The following is a 20,478-nucleotide window of genomic DNA, read 5'->3' on the forward strand; positions in this document are numbered from 1 at the left end:
CCGCGTCCACCCCGCCCCCGGACGGCCTAGTCCTCCGTGATCGCCGGGGGCGCGGCCGGGCCCGGGCCGGGGGCCAGCAGATCCGTTTCCTCGAAGACCAGCAGGGTGCGCGTCGAGAGGACCTCCGGGATGGCCTGCAGGCGGGTCAGGACCAGCTCGCGCAGGGTGCGGTTGTCCGGGGTGTGGACCAGCAGCAGAACGTCGAAGTCGCCGCTGACCAGCGCGATGTGCGCCGCTCCCGGGAGTTCGCGGAGCTGCTCGCGGACCGTGCGCCAGGAATTCTGGACGATCTTGAGGGTGATGTAGGCGGAGGCTCCCTGCCCCGCGCGCTCGTGGTTCACCCGGGCGGTGAAGCCGCGGATCACCCCGTCGTCGATGAGCCGGTTGATGCGGGCGTAGGCGTTGGCCCGGGAGACGTGCACCTGTTCCGCCACCGACCGTATCGACGCGCGGCCGTCCGCCTGCAGCAGCCGCATGATCGACCGGTCGATCGGGTCCAGGGGACGGGGCGGGACCGGTGGGACTCCCGGGGTGCCACCCGGCGGGGCCGGCGCGGAGCCCGCTCCGGCCATTTGTTCATCCGGCATTGCCCGATGCCTCCCTCTCCTGGACGTCCTGCATCCATCCCAGGGCCCCGGCGCCAGTTTGTCCACAGCCTTGAGCCGCCTGTAGCCAAATTGCGCGGACAACCGAACAATCGGTAGGTGAGGCGCCTCACACCCGGGGTCCTTCCCGCCCGCTTCCCACGAGGAGGTGTACGCCGCCATGACGGTCCAAGAGCTGCCCGGTGCCGGTGCGTCCCACCGACCCACCCCGCCGCCCGCCTGGAGGCCCCGTACGGACGCCGCCCCGCTGCTCCCGGACCCCGAGCCCCACCGGGTGCTGGGCACGCCGGGCGCCGACCGGCTCGACCCGGCGCTGATGCGCCGCTTCTACGCCGAGCTGGTGCGCGGCCGCCGCTACAACGCCCAGGCCACCGCCCTCACCCGGCAGGGGCGGCTCGCCGTCTACCCGTCCACCGTCGGCCAGGAAGCCTGCGAGATCGCGGCCGCCCTGGTCCTGGAGGAGCAGGACTGGCTCTTCCCGAGCTATCGCGACACCCTGGCGGCCGTGGCCCGCGGGCTGGATCCCGTACAGGCCCTGACCCTGCTGCGCGGCGACTGGCACACCGGGTACGACCCGCGCGAGCACCGCATAGCCCCGCTGTGCACCCCGCTCGCCACCCAGCTCCCGCACGCGGTGGGCCTGGCGCACGCCGCCCGGCTGCGCGGCGACGACGTCGTGGCCCTGGCCATGGTCGGCGACGGCGGCACCAGCGAGGGCGACTTCCACGAGGCCCTGAACTTCGCCGCCGTCTGGCAGGCGCCGGTGGTCTTCCTCGTGCAGAACAACGGCTTCGCGATATCCGTCCCGCTCGCCAAACAGACCGCGGCGCCGACCCTGGCCCACAAGGCCGTGGGGTACGGCATGCCCGGCCGGCTGGTCGACGGCAACGACATCGCCGCGGTGCACGAGGTGCTGTCCGAGGCGGTCCGGCGGGCCCGGGCCGGAGGCGGCCCGACCCTCATCGAGGCCGTCACCTACCGCATGGAGGCCCACACGAACGCGGACGACGCCACCCGCTACCGCGGCGACGCGGAGGTCGAGGCCTGGAAGGCGCACGACCCGGTCGAGCTGCTGGAGCGCGAGCTGACGGCGCGCGGGATCCTCGACGAGGCGGGCATCCAGGAGGCGCGCGACGCGGCCGAGGAGATGGCGGCGGCGCTGCGCGAGGGGATGAACGCGGAGCCGGTCCTGGACCCGATGGACCTCTTCGCGCACGTGTACGCGGAGCAGACGGGACGACTGCGCGAGCAGGCGGCCCTGCTGCGCGCAGAGCTGGAAGCGGAGGAAGACGCGTGACCACGGTGGCGGCGAAGTCGGCGGCGGGTGTCAAGCCCGCGACGATGGCCCAGGCCCTGACCCGGGCCATGCGCGACGCGATGGCCGAGGACCCGACGGTCCACGTCATGGGCGAGGACGTCGGCACGCTGGGCGGCGTCTTCCGGATCACGGACGGGCTCGCGAAGGAGTTCGGCGAGGACCGGTGCACGGACACTCCCCTCGCGGAGGCGGGGATCCTGGGCGCGGCGGTCGGCATGGCCATGTACGGGCTTCGGCCGGTGGTGGAGATGCAGTTCGACGCGTTCGCGTACCCGGCCTTCGAGCAGCTGATCTCGCACGTGGCGAAGATGCGCAACCGCACGCGGGGCGCGATGCCGCTGCCGATCACCATCCGGGTGCCGTACGGCGGCGGGATCGGCGGGGTGGAGCACCACTGCGACTCCTCGGAGGCGTACTACGTGGCCACTCCGGGCCTCACGGTCGTCACCCCGGCGACGGTCGAGGACGCGTACGGTCTGCTGCGCGCCTCGATCGCCAGTGACGACCCGGTGGTCTTCCTGGAGCCCAAGCGGCTCTACTGGTCGAAGTCCGACTGGTCGCCGCAGGCTCCGGCGGCGGTGCCGGGCATCGGCAGGGCGCTGGTCCGGCGCGCCGGCACGAGCGCGACGCTGATCACCTACGGCCCCTCGCTGCCGGTGTGCCTGGAGGCGGCCGAGGCGGCGCGCGAGGAGGGCTGGGACCTGGAGGTCGTGGACCTGCGCTCGCTCGTGCCGTTCGACGAGGAGACGGTCGTGGAGTCCGTACGCCGGACCGGGCGCGCGGTGGTCGTCCACGAGGCGGGCGGTTTCGGCGGGCCGGGCGCGGAGATCGCCGCCCGCGTCACGGAGCGGTGCTTCCACCACCTGGAGGCACCGGTGCTGCGGGTGACGGGCTTCGACATCCCGTATCCGCCGCCGATGCTGGAGAAGCACCACCTGCCGGGAGTGGACCGGATCCTGGACACCGTCGCGCGCCTGCAGTGGGAGAACTGATGCCGCAGGTCATGGAGTTCAAGCTGCCGGATCTCGGTGAGGGCCTGACCGAGGCCGAGATCGTGCGCTGGCTGGTGGCGGTGGGCGATGTCGTCGCCATCGACCAGCCGGTCGTCGAGGTCGAGACGGCCAAGGCGATGGTGGAGGTGCCCTGCCCCTACGGGGGCGTGGTGACCGCCCGTTTCGGTGAGGAGGGGCAGGAGCTTCCGGTCGGGGCCCCGCTGATCACCGTTGCGGTGGGCGCGGGGGCGGCGGAGCCGCCGGAGGCGGAGTCGGCGGGCTCGGGCAACGTCCTGGTCGGCTACGGCACGGACCACTCGCGCCCGGCGCGGCGGCGACGGGTGCGACCCGTCACGGCCGACGTCTCGGCTCCGGTGGCTCCGGTGGCTCCGGTGGCTCCGGTGGCTCCGGTGGCTCCGGTCGGTTCCGCCGCTGCCGCGGTCGCCGCCCCTCCCGCCGCGCAGGCCGGGCCGGTGCCGGTGATCTCGCCGCTGGTGCGCAAGCTGGCCAGGGACAACGGGGTCGACCTGCGCGCGTTGCGCGGGTCCGGCCCCGAGGGGCTGATCCTGCGGGCGGACGTCGAGACGGCGCTGCGCGCGCCGGAAAGCGCCCCTGCCGCCTCCGTCTGTGCCCCGGCCGCCCCGAAGGCCGCCGCGGCGGCGCAGGGCGAGCGGATCGCGCTCAAGGGGGTGCGCGGGGCGGTCGCCGAGAAGTTGTCGCGCAGCCGCCGGGAGATCCCGGACGCCACCTGCTGGGTCGACGCGGACGCCACCGAGCTGATGGCCGCCCGGGCCGCGATGAACGCCGTGGACGGTCCCAAGATCTCGGTGCTCGCGCTGCTGGCCCGGATCTGCACGGCCGCCCTGGCCCGCTATCCGGAGCTCAATTCGACGGTGGACCTGGCGGCGGGCGAGATCGTCCGGCTGCCGGCCGTGCACCTGGGATTCGCGGCGCAGACCGAGCGTGGCCTGATGGTCCCGGTGGTCCGGGACGCCCAGGGCCGCGATGCGCAGTCCCTGTCGGCGGAATTCGCCCGGCTGACCGAGCTGGCGCGGGCCGGGAAGCTGGCACCCGCCGATCTCACCGGCGGGACCTTCACGCTCAACAACTACGGGGTGTTCGGGGTGGACGGCTCGACGCCGATCATCAACCACCCCGAAGCGGCGATGCTCGGCGTCGGCCGCATCGTGCCGAAGCCGTGGGTGCACGACGGCGAACTGGCCGTCCGCAAGGTCGTGCAGCTGTCGCTGACCTTCGACCACCGCGTCTGCGACGGCGGCACGGCGGGCGGCTTCCTGCGCTATGTCGCGGACTGCGTGGAGTCCCCGGCGGTGCTGCTGCGCAGCCTGTGACCCGGCGGGGGCGGGGAGGGGGCTGCGGCGCGGGCTCCTCCCCCACGCCCGTGGGGCCGTTCGGGACGGGCCGTCGGTGGCGGTCAGTTCCCGGGCGCGACGAGCAGCAGCTTGCCCACGTGGCTGCTCGACTCCATCACGCGGTGCGCCTCGGCCGCCTCCGCCATCGGGAACGTCTCGTGCACCACCGGCCGTACCCGCCCGGCCGAAACCAGGGGCCACACGTGCTCCCGTACCGCGGCGACGATGGCCGCCTTCTCCTCCAGCGGACGCGCCCGCAGCGAGGTGGCGGTGATCGCGGCCCGCTTGGCCAGCAGGGCGCCGAGGTTCAGTTCTGCCTTCACGCCGCCCTGGAGCCCGATGACGGCCAGGCGCCCGTTCACGGCGAGGGCGTCCACGTTCCGGGAGAGGTACTTCGCGCCCATGATGTCGAGGATCACATCCGCGCCGGCCCCGCCCGTCGCCGCACGCACCTCGGTGACGAAGTCCTGCTCGCGGTAGTCGATCAGAATGTTGGCGCCCAGTTCCTCGCAGCGGGCGAGCTTGGCCGGGCCGCCGGCCGTGACAGCGACCTTCGCGCCGACCGCCTTCGCCAGCTGGATCGCCATCGTGCCGATGCCGCTGGACCCGCCGTGCACCAGCAGGGTCTCGCCGGGGCGCAGCCCCGCGACCATGAACACGTTGGACCACACCGTCGTGACGACCTCCGGCAGCGCCGCCGCCGTCACCGGGTCGACGCCCTCCGGGACCGGCAGCAGCTGGCCCGCCGGGACGGCCACCTTCTGCGCGTACCCGCCGCCGCCCAGCAGGGCGCACACCTCGTCCCCGACGGACCAGCCGGACACCCCCGGTCCGATCGAGGAGATCCGCCCGGAACACTCCAGGCCCGGGTAGGGGGAGGCACCGGGCGGGGGATCGTAGAACCCCTGGCGCTGGAGGAGGTCGGCCCGGTTCACGGCGCTCGCCGCGACCTCGACGAGGACCTCGCCCTCGCCGGCCACCGGGTCGGGTACGTCGGTCCAGACGAGGGCCTCGGGGCCGCCGGGCTGCTCGATGGTGATCGCATGCATGCGCCGGAGGCTACGCGAACCGGCCCCGCCGGGACAGCACCTACTCGGCGGAGGGCAGTGTCACCGGCGGTGAAGTCGGCGGCACCGCGCGGACGATGGAGATAAGACGGTCCGTCAGTTGGAGGGGGCTCGCGTGCGGGTCGTCGTACGCCAGCAGCCGGTGCCCGCGCAGCACGCTCACGACCAGGTCCTCCGTCTCCCGCACGCCCTTGCCGACCTCGCGCTTGTTCACGGGCCGTTCGACGAGGTCGAGGCCACTGCCCTGCTGGATCAGGTCCTCCATGACGGTGCCCGCGCTCGGGCTGAGGACGGACAGGCCCAGCAGCCGGCCCGCCGCGCTCGCGCTCGTGATGACGGCGTCGGCGCCCGACTGCCGCAGCAGCGGTGCGTTCTCCTCCTCGCGGACCGCTGCGACGATCTTCGCGCCGCGGTTGAGCTGGCGGGCCGTCAGGGCGACCAGGACCGCCGTGTCGTCCCGCTGGGTGGCGATGACGATCTGACGGGCCTTCTGGAGCTCGGCACGCAGCAGGACGTCGGAGCGGGTGGCATCGCCGACCACGCCCGTGAAGCCTTCCGAATTCGCGATGTCGATGACCTTGGAGCTGGGGTCGACGATGACGACCTGCTCCTTGTGGAGGCCGGTGGCCAGCAGCGTCTGCAGGGCTGAGCGGCCCTTGGTGCCGAAGCCGATGACGACCGTGTGGTCACGCAAGTTCTTCCTCCAGCGTTTGAGCCGCCACTCCTCCCGGGTCCGTTCCGTCAGGACCTCCAGGGTGGTTCCGACCAGGATGATCAGGAACAGCACGCGCAGCGGCGTGATCAAAAGGATGTTCACCAGCCGGGCGGTATCGCTGTACGGGACCACGTCGCCGTACCCGGTCGTCGACAGTGTCACGGTGGCGTAGTAGACGCAGTCGAGGAAGTCGACCTGGTCGTCGGCGTTGTCGTGGTAGCCGTCGCGGTCGAGCCAGACGAGCAGGACCGTCAGACACAGCACGAACAGGGCCATCAGTACGCGCTTGCCGACCTGCAGCAGCGGCTTCTCGATGATGCGCCGGGGCAGTTTGATGCGCCGGGAGACGAGTTTCTCGTCGGCTCCCCGCGCCATGGCGTCCTGGCCGTGAAGTTTCACGTGAAACATCCCCCCGAGGCCCACGGCAGGTCGAGGATCTCCAGTTCCTGCCCGGACCGGGCGCCGAGCGGCGGTACGACGGCCAGCGCGTCGGCGGCGGCCACCCCGCGCAGCATCGCCGGACCGTGGTAGCGCAGCGGCTCCGCGTGTTCGCCGCTCAGCAGGACGGGGACCAGTCGGGTGTCGTGCGGATGGCCCGGGACGTCGCTCTGGACCGTCGCCGAGTAGCGGGGGCGCCGGCGGCGGCCGGCGAGGGCCCGCAGCAGCGGTTCGGCGAGGGTGAGCAGTCCGGAGACGGCCGCGAGGGGGTTTCCGGGCAGTCCGATCAGGTACCGCGGCGCGTGCGGGCCGCCCGCCCCGTCGCCGGGGCCGGGGATTCCTGCGCCGGGGCCGGGCGCTGCGTCGCCGAGGCGGGCCAGCAGCATCGGGTGGCCGGGGCGGACCGCGACGCCGTCGACGAGGAGCTCGGCGCCGGCCTTCTGCAGGACGGGGTGGACGTGGTCGACGGGGCCGGAGGCGGTGCCGCCGGTGGTGACGACGACATCGGCGCGGGAGGTGGTGACGGCCTCCAGCAGGGCCGCGGCCCCGGCGGCGTCGTCGCCGAGCCGTCGCGTGCCGATGACCTCGGCGCCCAGGCGGGTGAGCCACGGGCCGAGCATGGGGCCGAGGGCGTCCCGGATCAGGCCGTCGTGCGGGCGGCCTTCGGTGAGCAGTTCGTCGCCGAGCACCAGGATTTCCACGCGGGGACGGGGCCGGGTGGTCAGCTCGTCGTACCCGGAGGCCGCGGCGAGACCGAGGACGGCGGGGGTGACCAGTGAGCCGGCGGGCAGCAGGAGGTCGCCGGAGCGGCATTCCTGGCCGCGCGGACGGATGTCCTGGCCGGTGAGGACGGGCCGGTCGGCGAAGAGCTGGGTGCCGTTCTCGCGGCAGTGCTCGTCGCGGACGACGGCGGTGGTGTCGACGGGGATCCGGGCGCCGGTGGCGATCCGTACGGCCTCGCCGTCGCCGAGGGGCGCGGGGGGCTCGGAGCCGGCCAGCACCCCGCCGCCGCCGCGGACGGTCCACGGCCCGGGTCCGGCGACGGCCCAGCCGTCCATGGCGGAGGTGTCGAAGGAGGGCAGGTCGCCGAGGGCTTCCAGGGGTGCCGCCAGCACCTCGCCGAGAGCCAGGGCGAGGGGGACGACATGGGTGCGGGCGCGCACCGCGCTCCCGGCGCGGACGGATGCCTCCCGGGCCCGGGTCCAGAGGCAGGCACGGTGGCCGCCGCCCTCCGGGGAGCGGCTCACCAGGGCCAGTGCCTCGTCGAGCGCCTGCTCGGCTTGGTTCGCGGGGGTCATCCGGAGCCGTTCTCTTGGGATGCGGGGGTGGTGTCGGCGGCCTGTGCCTCGGCCGCCCAGCGCAGGGCCAGGTCGGCGGCTTTGCGGGAGGCTTCGGCGACGGCCTGGGCGGGGTCCGCCCCGGCCGCCTCGGCACGGGCCGCGGCGTAGCCGACCAGGAAGGTGGTCAGCGGCGCGGCGGGCCGGGCGACGCCGTGGGCGGCGTCACGGGCGAGGTCGAGCAGCATCTTGGTGTCGACAGTGACGTCGATGCCCAGCTCGTTCTTGGCTGCGGTGATCCATTGGTCCAGCACGGTCCCATGCTCCCTGATCCGGGCGCGGGCCGCGGCCAGATCGTCCCAGGTGTCGCAGTCGAAGGAGGCGAGCGGCCCGGCCGCGAGGCGGGTGAGGTCCAGCTCGGCGGTGAGCGTGCGCAGCGGCAGCCCGGTGAGGCTGCCGTGCTCCGCGGCGAGGAGGGCGAGTTCGCGGCGCAGCGGTTCGGCGCGGTAGGCGGCGACGAGCGGCTGGTCGCGGCCGTCCGGATCACGCAGCAGCGCGCCCTCGTGACCGCCGGGTGCCTCCAGCAGGGCCCGCACGGTGCCGGCGTCGAGGAAGGGGAGGTCGGCGGAGAGGACGAGCACCAGCTCGGCGGTGGTCGGGCGCAGCCCGGCGTCCAGCGCGGCCACGGGGCCGCCGCCGGGCGGCTCCTCGCGGGTCCAGCGCACCGGGCGGGCGGTGGCCCGGCGGCCGCCGACCACGACGGTGGTACGGGCGTCGGCGCAGGCGTCGAGGACACGGTCGAGCAGGGCCCGCCCGCCGACGCTCAGTCCGGGTTTGTCGGCCCCGCCCAGGCGGCGCGCGGCGCCTCCGGCCAGCACGATGGCGTCGTAGCTCATGCCCCCGAGTATGCGGGGCCCGTGCCGCGGCGGGGCCCCTGGCCCAGCCCCCCTCCATCCACCGGCCGGGCCTCCCCACCACTCGGCCTGGGGTGCCTGCCTGGCCCGGGCGCCCAAGCCCCGCCCGCGGCGTGCCTGCCTGGCCCCGCGGCCCGGCCTGGCTGGCGTGCGTGCTCGGCCTCTGCGCCCGCTCGGCCCGGCCGTCACGGCGTGGTTGCTCAGCCCCTGCGCCCCCGCCCCACCCGGGCCGGCTCGGGATGTCTGCCCTGCGGCCCTGCGGCCCTGCCAGGCCCTTGCGCCCGGCCGTCCCGGCGCCCCCGCCCCACCCGGCCGTCCCGGCATGCCCGCCCTGCCCCCGCGGCCCCGGCGTGCCCGCCCGCCCCCGCGGTCCCGGCGGTCACGACCGGTCCGGGCGGGGAGACGCTTGGTCTGGGGGTGGGCGGGGCCGGTTCGGGGTGGGTGCGGCCGTCCCTCGCGCTCCGGTCAGCGCGGGCGTTCCCGGTTCGGCGGGCGCGGGCGGGACGGGCCCTCCAGGGCGCGCGGGGCGGCCGGGCCGGTCGCGGGGGCGCGGGTCCGTGCGGACGGGCGGGTGGGGCGCGCTCCCGCGGCCAGCGCGGCGGCCGCCGCCGTGAGGGAGATGAGGCCGCCCGCGTACAGCACCCAGCGCACGCCCCGGTGCTCCGCGAGCCATCCCCCGAGGAGCGCGCCCAGCGGGGTCGTGCCCTGGAAGACCAGCGTGTACAGGGCCATCACCCGGCCCCGGTAGACGGGATCAGAGCCGAGCTGGACGCGGTGGTTCGCGGCCTGGGCGAAATACATCATCGCGAAGCCGGTCAGCGCGAGGAGCAGGCAGGCCGTGGGCAGGTCCGGCGCCAGGCCGGTGACCGCCTCCAGAGCCCCGAAGGCCAGCGCCGAGACCGCCACCACCAGGGCCGTCGGCCGTCCGCGCCGGGCGGTGGTCGCGAGGGCTGCCAGCAGCGAGCCGGCTGCCAGGGCGCTGCTCAGCAGTCCGAAGGCGGCGCTGTCCGTGTGGAACTCCGTCTTGGCGAGCAGCGGGAGGGTGAACTGGAAGTTCCAGCCGACCAGCCCCAGCACCCCCACCAGGGCCATCGGCAGCATCAGGTCGGGTCGCCCGCGAATGTGGCGCAGCCCGTCCGCCACGCGGGCGCGGCGCGGCCGGGAGGCCGGGCGGTGCAGTTCCGGCGGCCGCATCATCGCCAGGCTCACCACGGTCGCGGCGTAGCTGACGGCGTTGACCAGGACGACCGCCGCCACGCCCAATCGGGCGATCATGATGCCCGCGACGGCCGGTCCCACCACCCGTGCGAGGTTGAAGTAGACCCCGCTCATCGCGGAGGCGTTCGGCAGCAGCTCACTGCCCACCATCTCGCCGACGAAGGAGATCCGGGCGGGCGCCTCGAGCGAGTTCACCGTGCCGAGGGCGAGTGCGAAGAGCCAGATGTGCCCCAGCCGCACGTCGCCCACCAGCACCCACAGGCCCAGCGCCAGCGCGAGGAGCCCCGCCGCCAGATTCGTGAGCAGCAGGATGTGCCGCTTGTCGTGACGGTCGGCCAGCCGCCCGGCGTAGAGCGTGAGCAGCAGTACGGGGGTGAACTGCATCGCCGTCACCACGCCCAGGGCGGTGCCCGAGTCACCCGACAGGTCCAGCACGAGCCAGTCCTGGGCGACGACCATCATCCAGGTGCAGGTCACGGACAGGACCTGCCCGAGGACGAACAGCCGGAAGTTGCGCACCGACAGGGACCGGAAGGTGTGTCCGAGGGTCTTCACGAGAGCGCGGTCCCCTTTCCACCGTGCCGCGGGCGCGGCCGCCGTCACATGACGAAGGCGGGCCCGGACCACGCTGGGCGTGTACCGGGCCCGCCTTCATCCTGCCGACCAGCAGGGGATCGCGGGTGGTCAGAGGTACGGGCCGGAGCGGATCGCTCCGTGTCCGCCGTCCTCGTCGTCCTCGTGCGAGGAGCCGGGCGGGAGGGCGCGGCGCATCTGCTCAAGCTGCGCCCGAGCCGCCATCTGCTGCGCGAACAGGGCCGTCTGGATGCCGTGGAAAAGGCCTTCGAGCCAGCCCACCAACTGCGCCTGTGCGATACGCAGTTCGGCCTCGGAGGGGATGGCCTCCTCGGTGAACGGGAGGGACAGGCGCTCCAGTTCCTCCACGAGCTCGGGGGCCAGGCCGTCCTCCAGCTCCTTCACGGAGGCGGCGTGGATGTCCTTGAGCCGGACCCGGCTCGCCTCGTCGAGAGGCGCTGCGCGTACCTCTTCCAGGAGTTGCTTGATCATGCTTCCGATGCGCATGACCTTGGCGGGCTGTTCGACCATCTCCGTCACCGGGACCTCGCGCGACTCGTCATCGGCGCCGCCGACGGCCGTCCCGTCCTGTCCCACGATCAGGACGTGCGGGGGGCTGTCCTGCGACCGTTCACTCCTCGGCATCTCCATGCCGTCATTGTCTCGTACACCTTCGTACTCACACGGTGTGCCCCCGTACAGGCGTGATCCACCCTGTGCGCAGGCGCCGCGTTACTCCGTGTGCACCAAGCCGGGCCGCCGGGGCGGCCGGTCGCGACGGAGCCGCGGCGGGCCGGGTGCGGTCCGGCGGCCGGACCGCACCCGCTGCCCCGCCGCCGGACCGCACCCGCTACCCGGCCGCCCGCCGCGCGAGCGCCCCGCCCGAGCGGGTCACCAGGGCCGCCAGCAGCCCCGCGCCCAGCGGTACGGCGATCAGCAGCGCGCCCAGGGTGTCCCACGGCACGGAGATCGGCACGTACGGCACGAGGCCCTCCGGCTGGTACCCCATCGCGGCGCCCGACGCGTAGAGGTGCTCCAGCTCCCGGCGCTGGACCAGGCGCAGGCCGACCGCGGGCAGGATGCCGGCGGCCGAGCCCAGTACGACGCCCATCATGGCGACCACCGCGCACTGGAAGCCGCTCAGCGTGCGCCGTACCCGCGGGGCCGCCCCGACCGCTGCCAGCGTCTTGAGGTCGGCCTCGGCGTCGGCCTGGGCGAGCCCGGTGGCGATGCCGGCCGCGCCCACGGTGACCAGGCCGGCGAAGACGGTCAGGACGATCATGGACAGGTCGGCCGTGCCCTGGTAGCCCGCCTCGATGGTCAGGGAGGCTTCCACGCCCATCCGGTCGATCGCGCCTTCCATCCGCTGCTTCTGCTCGGTGCCGACGCTCCCGTCGAGGGTGAAGTACGAGCCGTAGGGGGCGGTGGCCAGCCCGGCGGACTTCACCGCGGCGGGCGGCAGGACCAGCTGGAGTCCCCAGCCCTCGACGGAGTCGGGCGCCTGGTGGACGGCCAGCACCTTGTCCTGACCCGGCGGATCCTCCCTCTTCCCGGCCGCCGTGTCGGCCGCCTGCGCGTCCGTGACGATCCGCAGGGTGACCCTGCCGTCCTTCACGTTGCGCTTGTCGAAGGAGACGGGCCGGCCGTCCTTGAGGGCGGACACGGAGCCGGGGTCCGTCACCGCCAGCACCGCGAGGAGCTTCTCGTCCGCCACCACCGTGTCGTACTGCGCCCCGTGCTCGCTCAGCTTGCAGCGCGGGTCGGAGCGCAGCGCCCTGGCCTGCTCGGGAGAGAAGGAGGCGGGGCCGTTGGGGGCCTCGAAGAGCGGGCACCGCTGTTCTTTGGGCGTGATGATCACGGCCCGCCCGCAGCCGGGTTCGGTGGAGTACGACGCGCAGCCCGGCTTGCCGACGACGATCCGGTCCACATCGGCCCGCTGCGCCACCGGGATCTCCTTGGAGAGGGCCTCGCGCAGGGCGGGCACCTCCTTGTGAGCGCTGTTCTCGGTGGCCTGCATCAGCCCCGTTCCGCGCGGGAGCTCGGCGACGTACTCATGCCGGTTCTGGACGTCCCGGCTCTGTTCGTACGTGGCCACCGCGACGGTGCCGGCGACGGCGGCCAGGACCGCGGCGACGGCCGGGGCCGTACGGCCGCGGTTGCGCACGGCGTCGCGCAGCGCGAGCCGCGGCGACAGCGGCAGCCGGCGTCCGAGCCGGCCGAAGAGGCCGACCAGGACGGGGGTGAGGGCGACGATGCCGAGCTCGGCGAGGGCGCTGCCGCCCGCCACCACGGTGGAGCCCATCCGCGAGGTGGTGCCGTACAGGGCGATGGCCGCGCCGCCCGCGACGGCGGCCAGGCCGACGAGGGGCAGCACCCGGTTGGCCCTGCGGACCCCGCGCCGGCCGGTCAGCGAGGCAAGGACGGTCTGCCGGGAGGCGGTGACCGCCGGGACGATCGCGGCCAGCAGGCCGGTCACGACGGCGAGCAGCGCGATGCCGGCCAGTTCCAGCGGCCGCACCTCGAAGCCACCGAAGCGCTTGCCGAGGAAGTCCTCCAGTACCGGCCGCAGTCCGATGGTGAGCGCCACGCCGACGGCGGTGCCGAGGACGGCGGCCGTGGCACCGATGACCAGGCCCCCGGAGAGCACGATGGAGCGGATGTGGCGCCGGTCGCCCCCGTTGGCGCCGACCAGGCCCAGCTGGCGGCGCGAGCGGCGGGCGCCCACCGCGAAGGCCGGTCCGGCGAGGAGGCAGATCTCCAGCATGGCGAGGCCGACGACGGTGGCCAGGACCACCATCTCGATGGGCCGGGTGCCGGAGGAGAGGCTGAGCCGGTCCTTGGACTCCTGCTGGTAGAGCGGCACCTCGGAGTCGGCCGGCGGGTCGAGCAGGACGGCGCGGGAGATGACGGTCACGCCCTGGGTGTTGGCCGCCTTGACCATGTTCCACGTGAAACCGGCGCCGCCGACCTTGACCAGGTAGGAGTCCTGGGGCCGGACGCCGGGCGCTCCTGCGGACTCCAGCGCCTCGTCGAGTGCGCCGAACAGCGTCCCCGGCGGGGCCACGACCTGGTCCGTCTTCAGGTCGGAGGGCAGTTCGTACGCCCCGACGATCCTGTAGGAGACGGCGCTGCCGCGCGGCGTGAGCGACGAGCCGACGAAGAGGCCGGAGTGCTCCAGGAAGGCACGGGTGGCCATGACCTCGCCCGCGCCCTCGGGCAGGCGCCCGCGCAGGAGGGTGAACATGCCCGTCGCCAGCGGGCTGTGCGCGTCCAGTTCCCGGACGCCGATGCCGAGCAGACCGTGCGCGGTGTGGACCTTGAGACGGGCCTCGCTGTTCTTGAGGGACTGCGCGCCCGGCGGGATCGCCGACACGAATGCGTCGGGGGGCACGTCCTTCGCCTTGGACGGGTCGTAGGCGTCGTAGCCGCCGACGGGCACGGTGTTCTCGGCCGTGGGGTCCTGGTAGACGGCCGTGCCCAGGTGCGAGGAGTCCAGCAGCGCGTCGGCGCTGCCCAGCTCCCGGGTCAGGCGCTGCCCGGTGGAGAGCTCGGCGCTGCGGAAGGTCAGGTCGGCGGCGCTCACCCCGATGATCGGCAGGGCGATCATCGCGAGGACGAGGGCGCTGCGGCCCTTGGCGCGCCATGCATCGCGGCGGGCGATCCGCAGGGCGGCGACCCAGGAGTGGTACCAGCCTTGGAACGGGAGGCTCACTGGTTGGCCGCCCCACCCGCGAGGAGGGAGTCGGCGTGGCTGCGCAGGGTCTCGTCGACCACGCTGCCGTCGCGCAGGAAGACCACGCGGTCCGCCCAGGCGGCGAACCGGGGTTCGTGGGTGACGAGGATCCCGGCCGCGCCCGCGTCGCAGCGGGAGCGCAGCAGGGCGAGGACGGACTCCCCGGTCTCGGAGTCGAGCGCGCCGGTGGGTTCGTCGGCGAGGACCAGGCGGCGGTCGCCCACGAGGGCGCGGGCGATGGCCACCCGCTGCTGCTGGCCGCCGGACATCTCGTCTGGGAAGCGGTCGGCGAGCCCGCCCAGGCCCATCTCCTCCAGCGCGCCGAGGGCGCAGGAGCGGGCCTTGCGGGCGGAGGTGCCGTCGAGCTCCAGGGGCAGGGCCACGTTCTCGGCGGCGGTGAGGGCCGGTATCAGGTTGTAGTCCTGGAAGACGTAGCCGATGCTGCGCCGGCGCAGTGCGGCCAGCTGCTTGCGGCCGGCCGTGGTGATGTCGGTGCCCTCCACGATCACGCGGCCGCTGCTCGGGGTGTCGAGGCCCCCGGCCAGGGTGAGCAGGGTGGATTTCCCGGAGCCGGACGGGCCCATGACGGCGACGAGTTCGCCGGGGAAGACGGAGAGGTCGATGCCGCGCAGGGCGTGGACCTCGGTGGCGCCGCTGCCGTGGGTGCGCACGAGGCGGTCCAACTGCAGTACGGGGCGCTGGGACTGGCGCTGGTCAGGCATGAGGGTCCCCCCTGGGACGGTGGTTCAGCTCCGCCGCATGCGGGCGGTGCGGGGCCGGGCGGTGGCGGTGGCCGGGACAGAAGCGGGGGCCGGAGCCGGGGTGGTGGTGGGGACGGCGGGATGGTCCGGGTCCCCGCCGTCGGCGGCCTGGGGCGCTGCGGGCTCGGTGGCTCTCCGGTCGGCCGGCAGGGAGAGCCGTACCAGCCGGGATTCGCAGTGGTCGAGCCAGCGGGCCTCGGCCTCGGTCTGGAAGATCAGCTGTTCGAGGACCAGCAGCCAGGCCACGTCGTCGCGTTCGCGGGACTGCCCGCTCTCGACCGCGGCGAGCGCCGTGGCCTTGAGCCGGGTGTAGTCCTGCATCGCCTTGATGGTGGCGTGCCGTTGGGCCTGGATGACGGCGCGGATGTCCACGCCGGGGGCGCCCACGGCCATGGCGAGCTTGATGGACAGCTCGTCACGGGGCGGGTGGGCGCGGTCGACGGGGCGCTCGTACCACTGGTGCAGTTCGGCGCGTCCGTCATCGGTGATGGCGTAGAGGGTGTGCCCGGCGGCGTCCTCGCCGCCGGGGGCGACCAGGCCGTCGCGTTCGAGGCGGGCGAGCGTGGTGTAGACCTGCCCGACGTTGAGCGGCCAGGTGGAGCCGGTGCGGGATTCGAACTCGGTGCGCAGCTGGGAGCCGTACCGAGGGCCCCGTTCCAGCAGGGCGAGTAGCCCGTGACGGATCGACATACCGAGTATGTATACCGAGTATGTCGATAGGCGGCAACCCTCTCCAGGCGTACGCCGGAAGGGGGACGGGGCTGCCGGGCGGGTCGTCGGGTGGTTGCAGTGCTGTGGCCGGAAGGGTGTGCCGGGTCGGGCGCCGCGACCCGGTGAACCTCTCCGGCCACCGGACTAGAGACCCTTGCGCAGTCGTATGCCGAGGTAGCCCAGACCCAGCCCCATCAGGGCGAATCCGGTGCCCAGCGGCAGGATGTGCGCGGCCAGGTCGGCGGCCCGCTCGTTGCGTCCGGTGCCGAGGGCGTTGACGGAGCCCGGCGGGATCGGCTCGGTCGGCCCGCCCGGTGCGCTCGGCCCAGTCGGATCGGTCGGCCCGGTCGGCCCGGTCGGTGCCCTCGGTGCGCTCGGAGCGGAGGGCGCGCGGGGGACGGGGGCGGCGCTCGGGGCCGTCGGCCGGGCCGGCCGGACCTGGTGCGGCGGCGGCAGCGCGAGGGGCGGCCGCGGCTGCGCCGGTGCCTGCGGATCGGCGGGCGGCCGGAGGGGCAGGGGGCGGGCGGCCACCGCCACCTCCGGGTTCGCGGGCTCGGTGACGGGCCTGCCCGGCCGCTCCCGCCCCACCCCGGCGGCGCTGCCGGCCAGCGTCTGGTCCTCCTCCGGTACGTCGTCCCGCGGCGCGGCGGGGAGGGGTCCGGCGGGGAGGGGTCCGGCGGGGGCGAGCGGAGCGGCCGCCGACGCGGGTGGGGCGAACGCGCCGAAGGTGAGCGGCCCGGCGTGCGCGGGAGCGGGGGCGGGGGCCGCGACCGTGAGCGCGGCGGCGGCCAGTGCGGCGCGGGCCAGCCACGGCGACGGGTGGAAGCATCGGACCACTGGGTGCCCCTCCCGTACCGAACGACCCAGATCCCCTGCCGGATCAGAGATGTGCGCTCAGATTTGCACAAGGGGACAAAATGGGCATCCCGGGCGCTCCATCGGAGTGCCCGGGATGCCGGTGCGTCATGGTGGGAGGGACCGGGCCGATGGCTGTGCCCGTCGGCGACCGTGACGTCCACGTCCACAGCCACAGCCGTGGCCGTCGGAAATCACCCCGGCCGTGACCGCCGGGGATCCGCCGCGGCCGTGACCGCCGGGACGCCGCTACTCCGGATTGCCCGTCGAGACGGTCAGCGTGTACTCCGTGCCTTCCTTGTCGATCGCGTCGTCGGGGCGCGGGATCTGTTCGAGGACGGTGTCCTTGCCGTACACGGCCTCGTCCTTCTCAACGATCTTGTACTTGCCGCCGGAGGCCTGGATGCACGTCTTCACGGACAGCAGGTTCTTGTACCGCAGGTCCGGCGCCTGGTACTTGCCCGCGGTGCTGAAGTGCTTCACCGGCTCCTTGCACTTGGCCGGGTCGATGGTGCGCGAGGTGTCGGGGCCCTTGTACCCGGCCTTGGCCGTGCCGCCCGCCGAGGAACTCGGGTTCGAGGGGCCCGCCGTGTTCCCGCCCTTGTCGTCGTCGTTCATCGTGAGCGCGGCGATCAGACCACCGACCGCCAGCAGCGCCACCGCGATCGCGCCCACGACCACCGGCCTGTTCTTCCTGCCGCCCGAGGCGCCGCCCCCGGACCCGCTCTGCGGGGCCGCCGCCGAGATCGTGTACGGCGGCGGGGTCTGGGTCCCGTACTGCTGCTGCGGCGGCGGGGTGTGCGGGTAGGCGTACCCGCCCTGCGCGTGGTGCTGCGGCTGCCCCTGGTGCTGGGACTGCGGGGAGGGCGCCGGCGCGTACGGGGACGGCGTGGGAGCGTGCGGAGCCTGGTACGGCTGCTGCACCGACTGCGGCGCCTGGAAGGCGGAGTCCACCGGCGGGAACACGGCCGAGGCCACCCCCGCCCCGCTGCTGCCCGGCCCGGCCCCCTGGACGATGACCGGCGCCCCGGTGTGCCCGGAGCCCAGCACCCGCGCGACCTCGTCACCCATCGCCGCGGCGGAGGGGAAGCGCTCGTTCGGGTTCTTCTTCAGGGCCCGCGCCACCAGCGCGTCCATCGCGGGGGTCACGGACCGGTTGATGGAGGACGGGGCGACCGGCTCCTCCTGGACGTGGGCGTAGGCGATGGCCAGCGGGGAGTCGGCGTCGAAGGGGATCCGCCCCGTCAGCAGCTGGAAGAGCATGATGCCGACGGAGTACAGGTCGGAGCGGGCGTCGACCGCGCGCCCCAGCGCCTGCTCGGGCGACAGGTACTGCGGGGTACCGACGACCATGCCGGTCTGCGTCATCGAGGTGACCCCCGACTGCATGGCGCGGGCGATGCCGAAGTCCATCACCTTGACGACGCCACGCTTGGTGATCATGACGTTGCCGGGCTTGATGTCGCGGTGGACCAGCCCCATCTCATGGCTGGTCTCCAGCGCGGCCAGCACGTCGGCCGTCACCTTCAGCGCCTTGTCCGCAGGCATCGCCCCGTACTGCCGGACGTCCGCGTCGAGCGCCGAGCCGAGCGGCTGGCCCTCCACGTACTCCATGACGATGTACGGCATGACCGGCGCGTCGCCCCGGGCGGAGCCGGCGAAGGTGACTTCGCCCTCGCCCGTATCGAATACCGAGACGATGTTCGTGTGCGACAGTTTGGCCACAGCCTGCGCCTCGCGGCGGAACCGCTCGCGGAAGGACTGTTCGCGTCCCAGATCGCTGTGCAACGTCTTGATGGCGACCTGCCGGTCGAGCGCCGAGTCGTACGCCAGGTACACGGAGGCCATGCCGCCCGCACCGAGCAAGTCCCTTAGCTGGTAACGGCCACCGGCCAAAGAGCCGCCCGCGTACTGGCCCTGAGTGCCGTCCTGGCTCATGACTGTTGCTTCCCCTCGGGATGTGTCCCTACGCGTCTGGCTGAGCGCATGTCGCGCCCAGTCTGCCGGAGGGCAAGCACACGTCAAGCCGGGTGCCCGTTCCGTGACCAGTCGGTCTCAGAGGGCCCTTGTCCGAACGGTGACCGGTTGCGAGGCTGTAGCGTTCACCGGAGCACCAGAGCAGAGGACACCGCTGAGCGGCGGCCGAGAGAGACGACGGCGAGGACTGATGGCACCCGAACCCGAGGCAGGCGGCGCCGGGATGGCCGAGGACCCTTCGCACTGGGGCGCCGGCGGCCTGGTGGGAGACGGCCGTTACCGGCTGACCCACCGGCTGGGCCGTGGCGGCATGGCCGAGGTGTTCGCCGCCGAGGACGTGCGCCTGGGCCGCACCGTGGCCGTGAAGCTGCTGCGCGCCGACCTGGCCGAGGACCCGGTCTCCAAGGCGCGGTTCACGCGCGAGGCCCAGTCCGTGGCCGGGCTCAACCACCATGCCGTCGTCGCCGTGTACGACTCCGGCGAGGACCGGGTCGGCCCCACCACCGTCCCCTACATCGTGATGGAGCTGGTCGAGGGCCGCACCATCCGCGAACTGCTGCTCAGCGCCGAGGCCCCGGGCCCCGAGCAGGCGCTCATCATCACCTCGGGCGTGCTCGAAGCCCTTGCCTACTCGCACCAGCACGGCATCGTGCACCGCGACATCAAGCCGGCGAACGTCATCATCACCGAGACCGGCGCGGTCAAGGTGATGGACTTCGGCATCGCCCGCGCCCTGCACGGCGTCCAGTCGACGATGACCCAGACCGGCATGGTCATGGGCACCCCGCAGTACCTGTCGCCCGAGCAGGCCCTCGGCAAGGCCGTGGACCACCGCTCCGACCTGTACGCGACCGGCTGTCTGCTGTACGAACTGCTCGCGCTGCGGCCCCCGTTCACCGGCGAGACGCCGCTGTCGGTGGTCTACCAGCACGTCCAGGACGCCCCCGTGCCGCCCTCGCAGCTGCCGGAGGGCCACCACATCCCGCAGGAGCTCGACGGCCTGGTGATGCGGTCGCTGGCCAAGGACCCGGACGACCGCTTCCAGAGCGCCGAGGAGATGCGCGGGCTGGTCCAGTACGCGCTCCAGATGCTGCACGACCAGGGGCCGAACTCCGGTACCTGGAACACCGGCCCGGTCAGCATGGCCCTGCCGCACGGCCGGGGCGGGGCCGCCACCACGGCCATGCCCCTGGGCGGGACCGGCGGCCAGCAGGCGTACCCCGCCAACTCCACGACCTCGCAGTTCCAGCGGCCGATGGTGCCGGCGCTGAACCCTGACGACGGCTCCGCCTTCCCCGGCGGCGGCGGCAGCGGCCAGGGCGGTCAGGGCGGCGGCTACGACGGGTACGAGGACCGCGGGCGCAGCCGGTGGAAGATGTGGCTGTTCGCCATCCTCGCGATCATCGCGGTCGCGGGCGGCGTGGCCTACGCCGTCAAGCAGGTGGGCGGTGGCGGCGGTACCAAGGACAAGACGCCGGGCGTCGTCCAGAGTTCCCCGGGCGGGCAGCCCAGCGCCCCCGCGAGCCAGGACCACACCCCGTCCCAGCCCAGCCCGGAGAACACCCCCTCGCTCAGCGAGAACACCCAGCCCGCGCCGACCCGCAGCAGGAATCAGAGCTACAGCCCTTCGGCTTCGGCTTCGGCGTCCGCCTCGGCCTCGGCGTCGGCCTCTTCCTCGCCCACCCCGTCGAAGAGCGCCTCGCCCTCGCCGTCGAAGTCCCAGGCGTCTCCGTCGCCCAAGCCGAGCTCCGAAACGGGCGGCGGCGGTGGCGCCGGTACGTCCGAGGAGTGACGCGGGGAGATCCCCGGAATGCGGGACGGGACCGAAAAGCTCCGGTTCGGCGGTGGCCGGTTCGGCCATTCGGGCGGTTTTCCGGTGAATGGACCGGCCGGAGCGGCGGCGCCCCGGAATTCCACCGCGGAAGCCGGCCCCCGGCCGGCCAGGACGGGC

The 20,478-nt window shown here is 73.9% G+C and carries 16 protein-coding genes; 4 read left to right on the plus strand and 12 right to left on the minus strand.

Going from position 1 to position 20,478, the window contains the following annotated elements; translation table 11 throughout:
* Positions 1-26 precede the first annotated feature (26 nt).
* Positions 27-587, minus strand: coding sequence for an Lrp/AsnC family transcriptional regulator (locus AMK16_RS18650; RefSeq protein WP_443333578.1), 561 nt, complete (start codon positions 585-587; stop codon positions 27-29).
* Between the two features lie 178 nt (positions 588-765).
* Between AMK16_RS18650 and pdhA the strand changes: the two genes are divergently transcribed.
* The 3 genes from pdhA to AMK16_RS18665 are packed head-to-tail and all read left to right on the plus strand — an operon-like array spanning position 766 to position 4,267.
* Positions 766-1,902 carry a pyruvate dehydrogenase (acetyl-transferring) E1 component subunit alpha gene (pdhA, locus tag AMK16_RS18655; RefSeq protein ID WP_073917752.1) on the plus strand — a complete coding sequence of 379 codons (1,137 nt, stop codon included), beginning with the start codon at positions 766-768 and terminating at the stop codon, positions 1,900-1,902.
* 44 nt (positions 1,903-1,946) lie between these two features.
* Entirely contained in the window at positions 1,947-2,915 is a 969-nt protein-coding gene (locus AMK16_RS18660) for an alpha-ketoacid dehydrogenase subunit beta (protein ID WP_443333586.1), read from the plus strand.
* A complete protein-coding gene (locus AMK16_RS18665; protein ID WP_073917754.1) occupies positions 2,915-4,267 on the plus strand; it encodes a dihydrolipoamide acetyltransferase family protein in 1,353 nt (450 codons plus the stop codon). Before AMK16_RS18660 ends, AMK16_RS18665 begins: the two co-directional genes overlap by 1 nt.
* A gap of 83 nt (positions 4,268-4,350) precedes the next feature.
* On the opposite strand, the gene AMK16_RS18670 is transcribed toward AMK16_RS18665, so the two are convergent.
* The 11 genes from AMK16_RS18670 to AMK16_RS18720 all read right to left on the minus strand — a co-directional run bounded on the left by AMK16_RS18670 (position 4,351) and on the right by AMK16_RS18720 (position 18,488).
* On the minus strand, positions 4,351-5,337 hold the full coding sequence (locus AMK16_RS18670) for an NAD(P)H-quinone oxidoreductase (protein WP_073917034.1): 987 nt from the start codon (positions 5,335-5,337) through the stop codon (positions 4,351-4,353).
* 40 nt (positions 5,338-5,377) lie between these two features.
* Positions 5,378-6,478, minus strand: coding sequence for a potassium channel family protein (locus AMK16_RS18675; protein WP_073917756.1), 1,101 nt, complete (start codon positions 6,476-6,478; stop codon positions 5,378-5,380).
* Positions 6,466-7,806 (minus strand): molybdopterin molybdotransferase MoeA, encoded by a 1,341-nt coding sequence (locus AMK16_RS18680; protein ID WP_073917037.1) that lies wholly within the window; start codon positions 7,804-7,806, stop codon positions 6,466-6,468. Before AMK16_RS18680 ends, AMK16_RS18675 begins: the two co-directional genes overlap by 13 nt.
* On the minus strand, positions 7,803-8,681 hold the full coding sequence (locus AMK16_RS18685; RefSeq protein ID WP_073917039.1) for an NTP transferase domain-containing protein: 879 nt from the start codon (positions 8,679-8,681) through the stop codon (positions 7,803-7,805). Before AMK16_RS18685 ends, AMK16_RS18680 begins: the two co-directional genes overlap by 4 nt.
* A 483-nt stretch (positions 8,682-9,164) precedes the next feature.
* A complete protein-coding gene (locus tag AMK16_RS18690) occupies positions 9,165-10,472 on the minus strand; it encodes an MFS transporter (protein WP_073917042.1) in 1,308 nt (435 codons plus the stop codon).
* A gap of 129 nt (positions 10,473-10,601) precedes the next feature.
* Positions 10,602-11,141, minus strand: coding sequence for a bacterial proteasome activator family protein (locus AMK16_RS18695; RefSeq protein ID WP_073917045.1), 540 nt, complete (start codon positions 11,139-11,141; stop codon positions 10,602-10,604).
* A 199-nt stretch (positions 11,142-11,340) separates the two neighbouring features.
* Entirely contained in the window at positions 11,341-14,097 is a 2,757-nt protein-coding gene (locus tag AMK16_RS18700) for an ABC transporter permease (protein WP_079191601.1), read from the minus strand.
* A 101-nt stretch (positions 14,098-14,198) separates the two neighbouring features.
* Complete coding sequence (locus tag AMK16_RS18705) at positions 14,199-14,945, minus strand: ABC transporter ATP-binding protein (RefSeq protein WP_073917051.1); 747 nt, start codon at positions 14,943-14,945, stop codon at positions 14,199-14,201.
* Positions 14,946-14,969: 24 nt separating this feature from the next.
* Positions 14,970-15,674, minus strand: coding sequence for a PadR family transcriptional regulator (locus tag AMK16_RS18710; protein WP_073917053.1), 705 nt, complete (start codon positions 15,672-15,674; stop codon positions 14,970-14,972).
* A gap of 165 nt (positions 15,675-15,839) precedes the next feature.
* Positions 15,840-16,532, minus strand: a complete 693-nt coding sequence (locus AMK16_RS36240; protein ID WP_073917056.1) for a hypothetical protein — start codon at positions 16,530-16,532, stop codon at positions 15,840-15,842.
* Positions 16,533-16,799: 267 nt separating this feature from the next.
* Complete coding sequence (locus AMK16_RS18720; protein WP_073917059.1) at positions 16,800-18,488, minus strand: protein kinase domain-containing protein; 1,689 nt, start codon at positions 18,486-18,488, stop codon at positions 16,800-16,802.
* 229 nt (positions 18,489-18,717) lie between these two features.
* Between AMK16_RS18720 and AMK16_RS18725 the strand changes: the two genes are divergently transcribed.
* Positions 18,718-20,319 (plus strand): protein kinase domain-containing protein, encoded by a 1,602-nt coding sequence (locus AMK16_RS18725; RefSeq protein ID WP_073917062.1) that lies wholly within the window; start codon positions 18,718-18,720, stop codon positions 20,317-20,319.
* The last annotated feature ends 159 nt before the right edge of the window (positions 20,320-20,478 follow it).

Source organism: Streptomyces sp. CB00455, from assembly GCF_001905445.1.
Classification (GTDB): Bacteria; Actinomycetota; Actinomycetes; order Streptomycetales; family Streptomycetaceae; genus Streptomyces.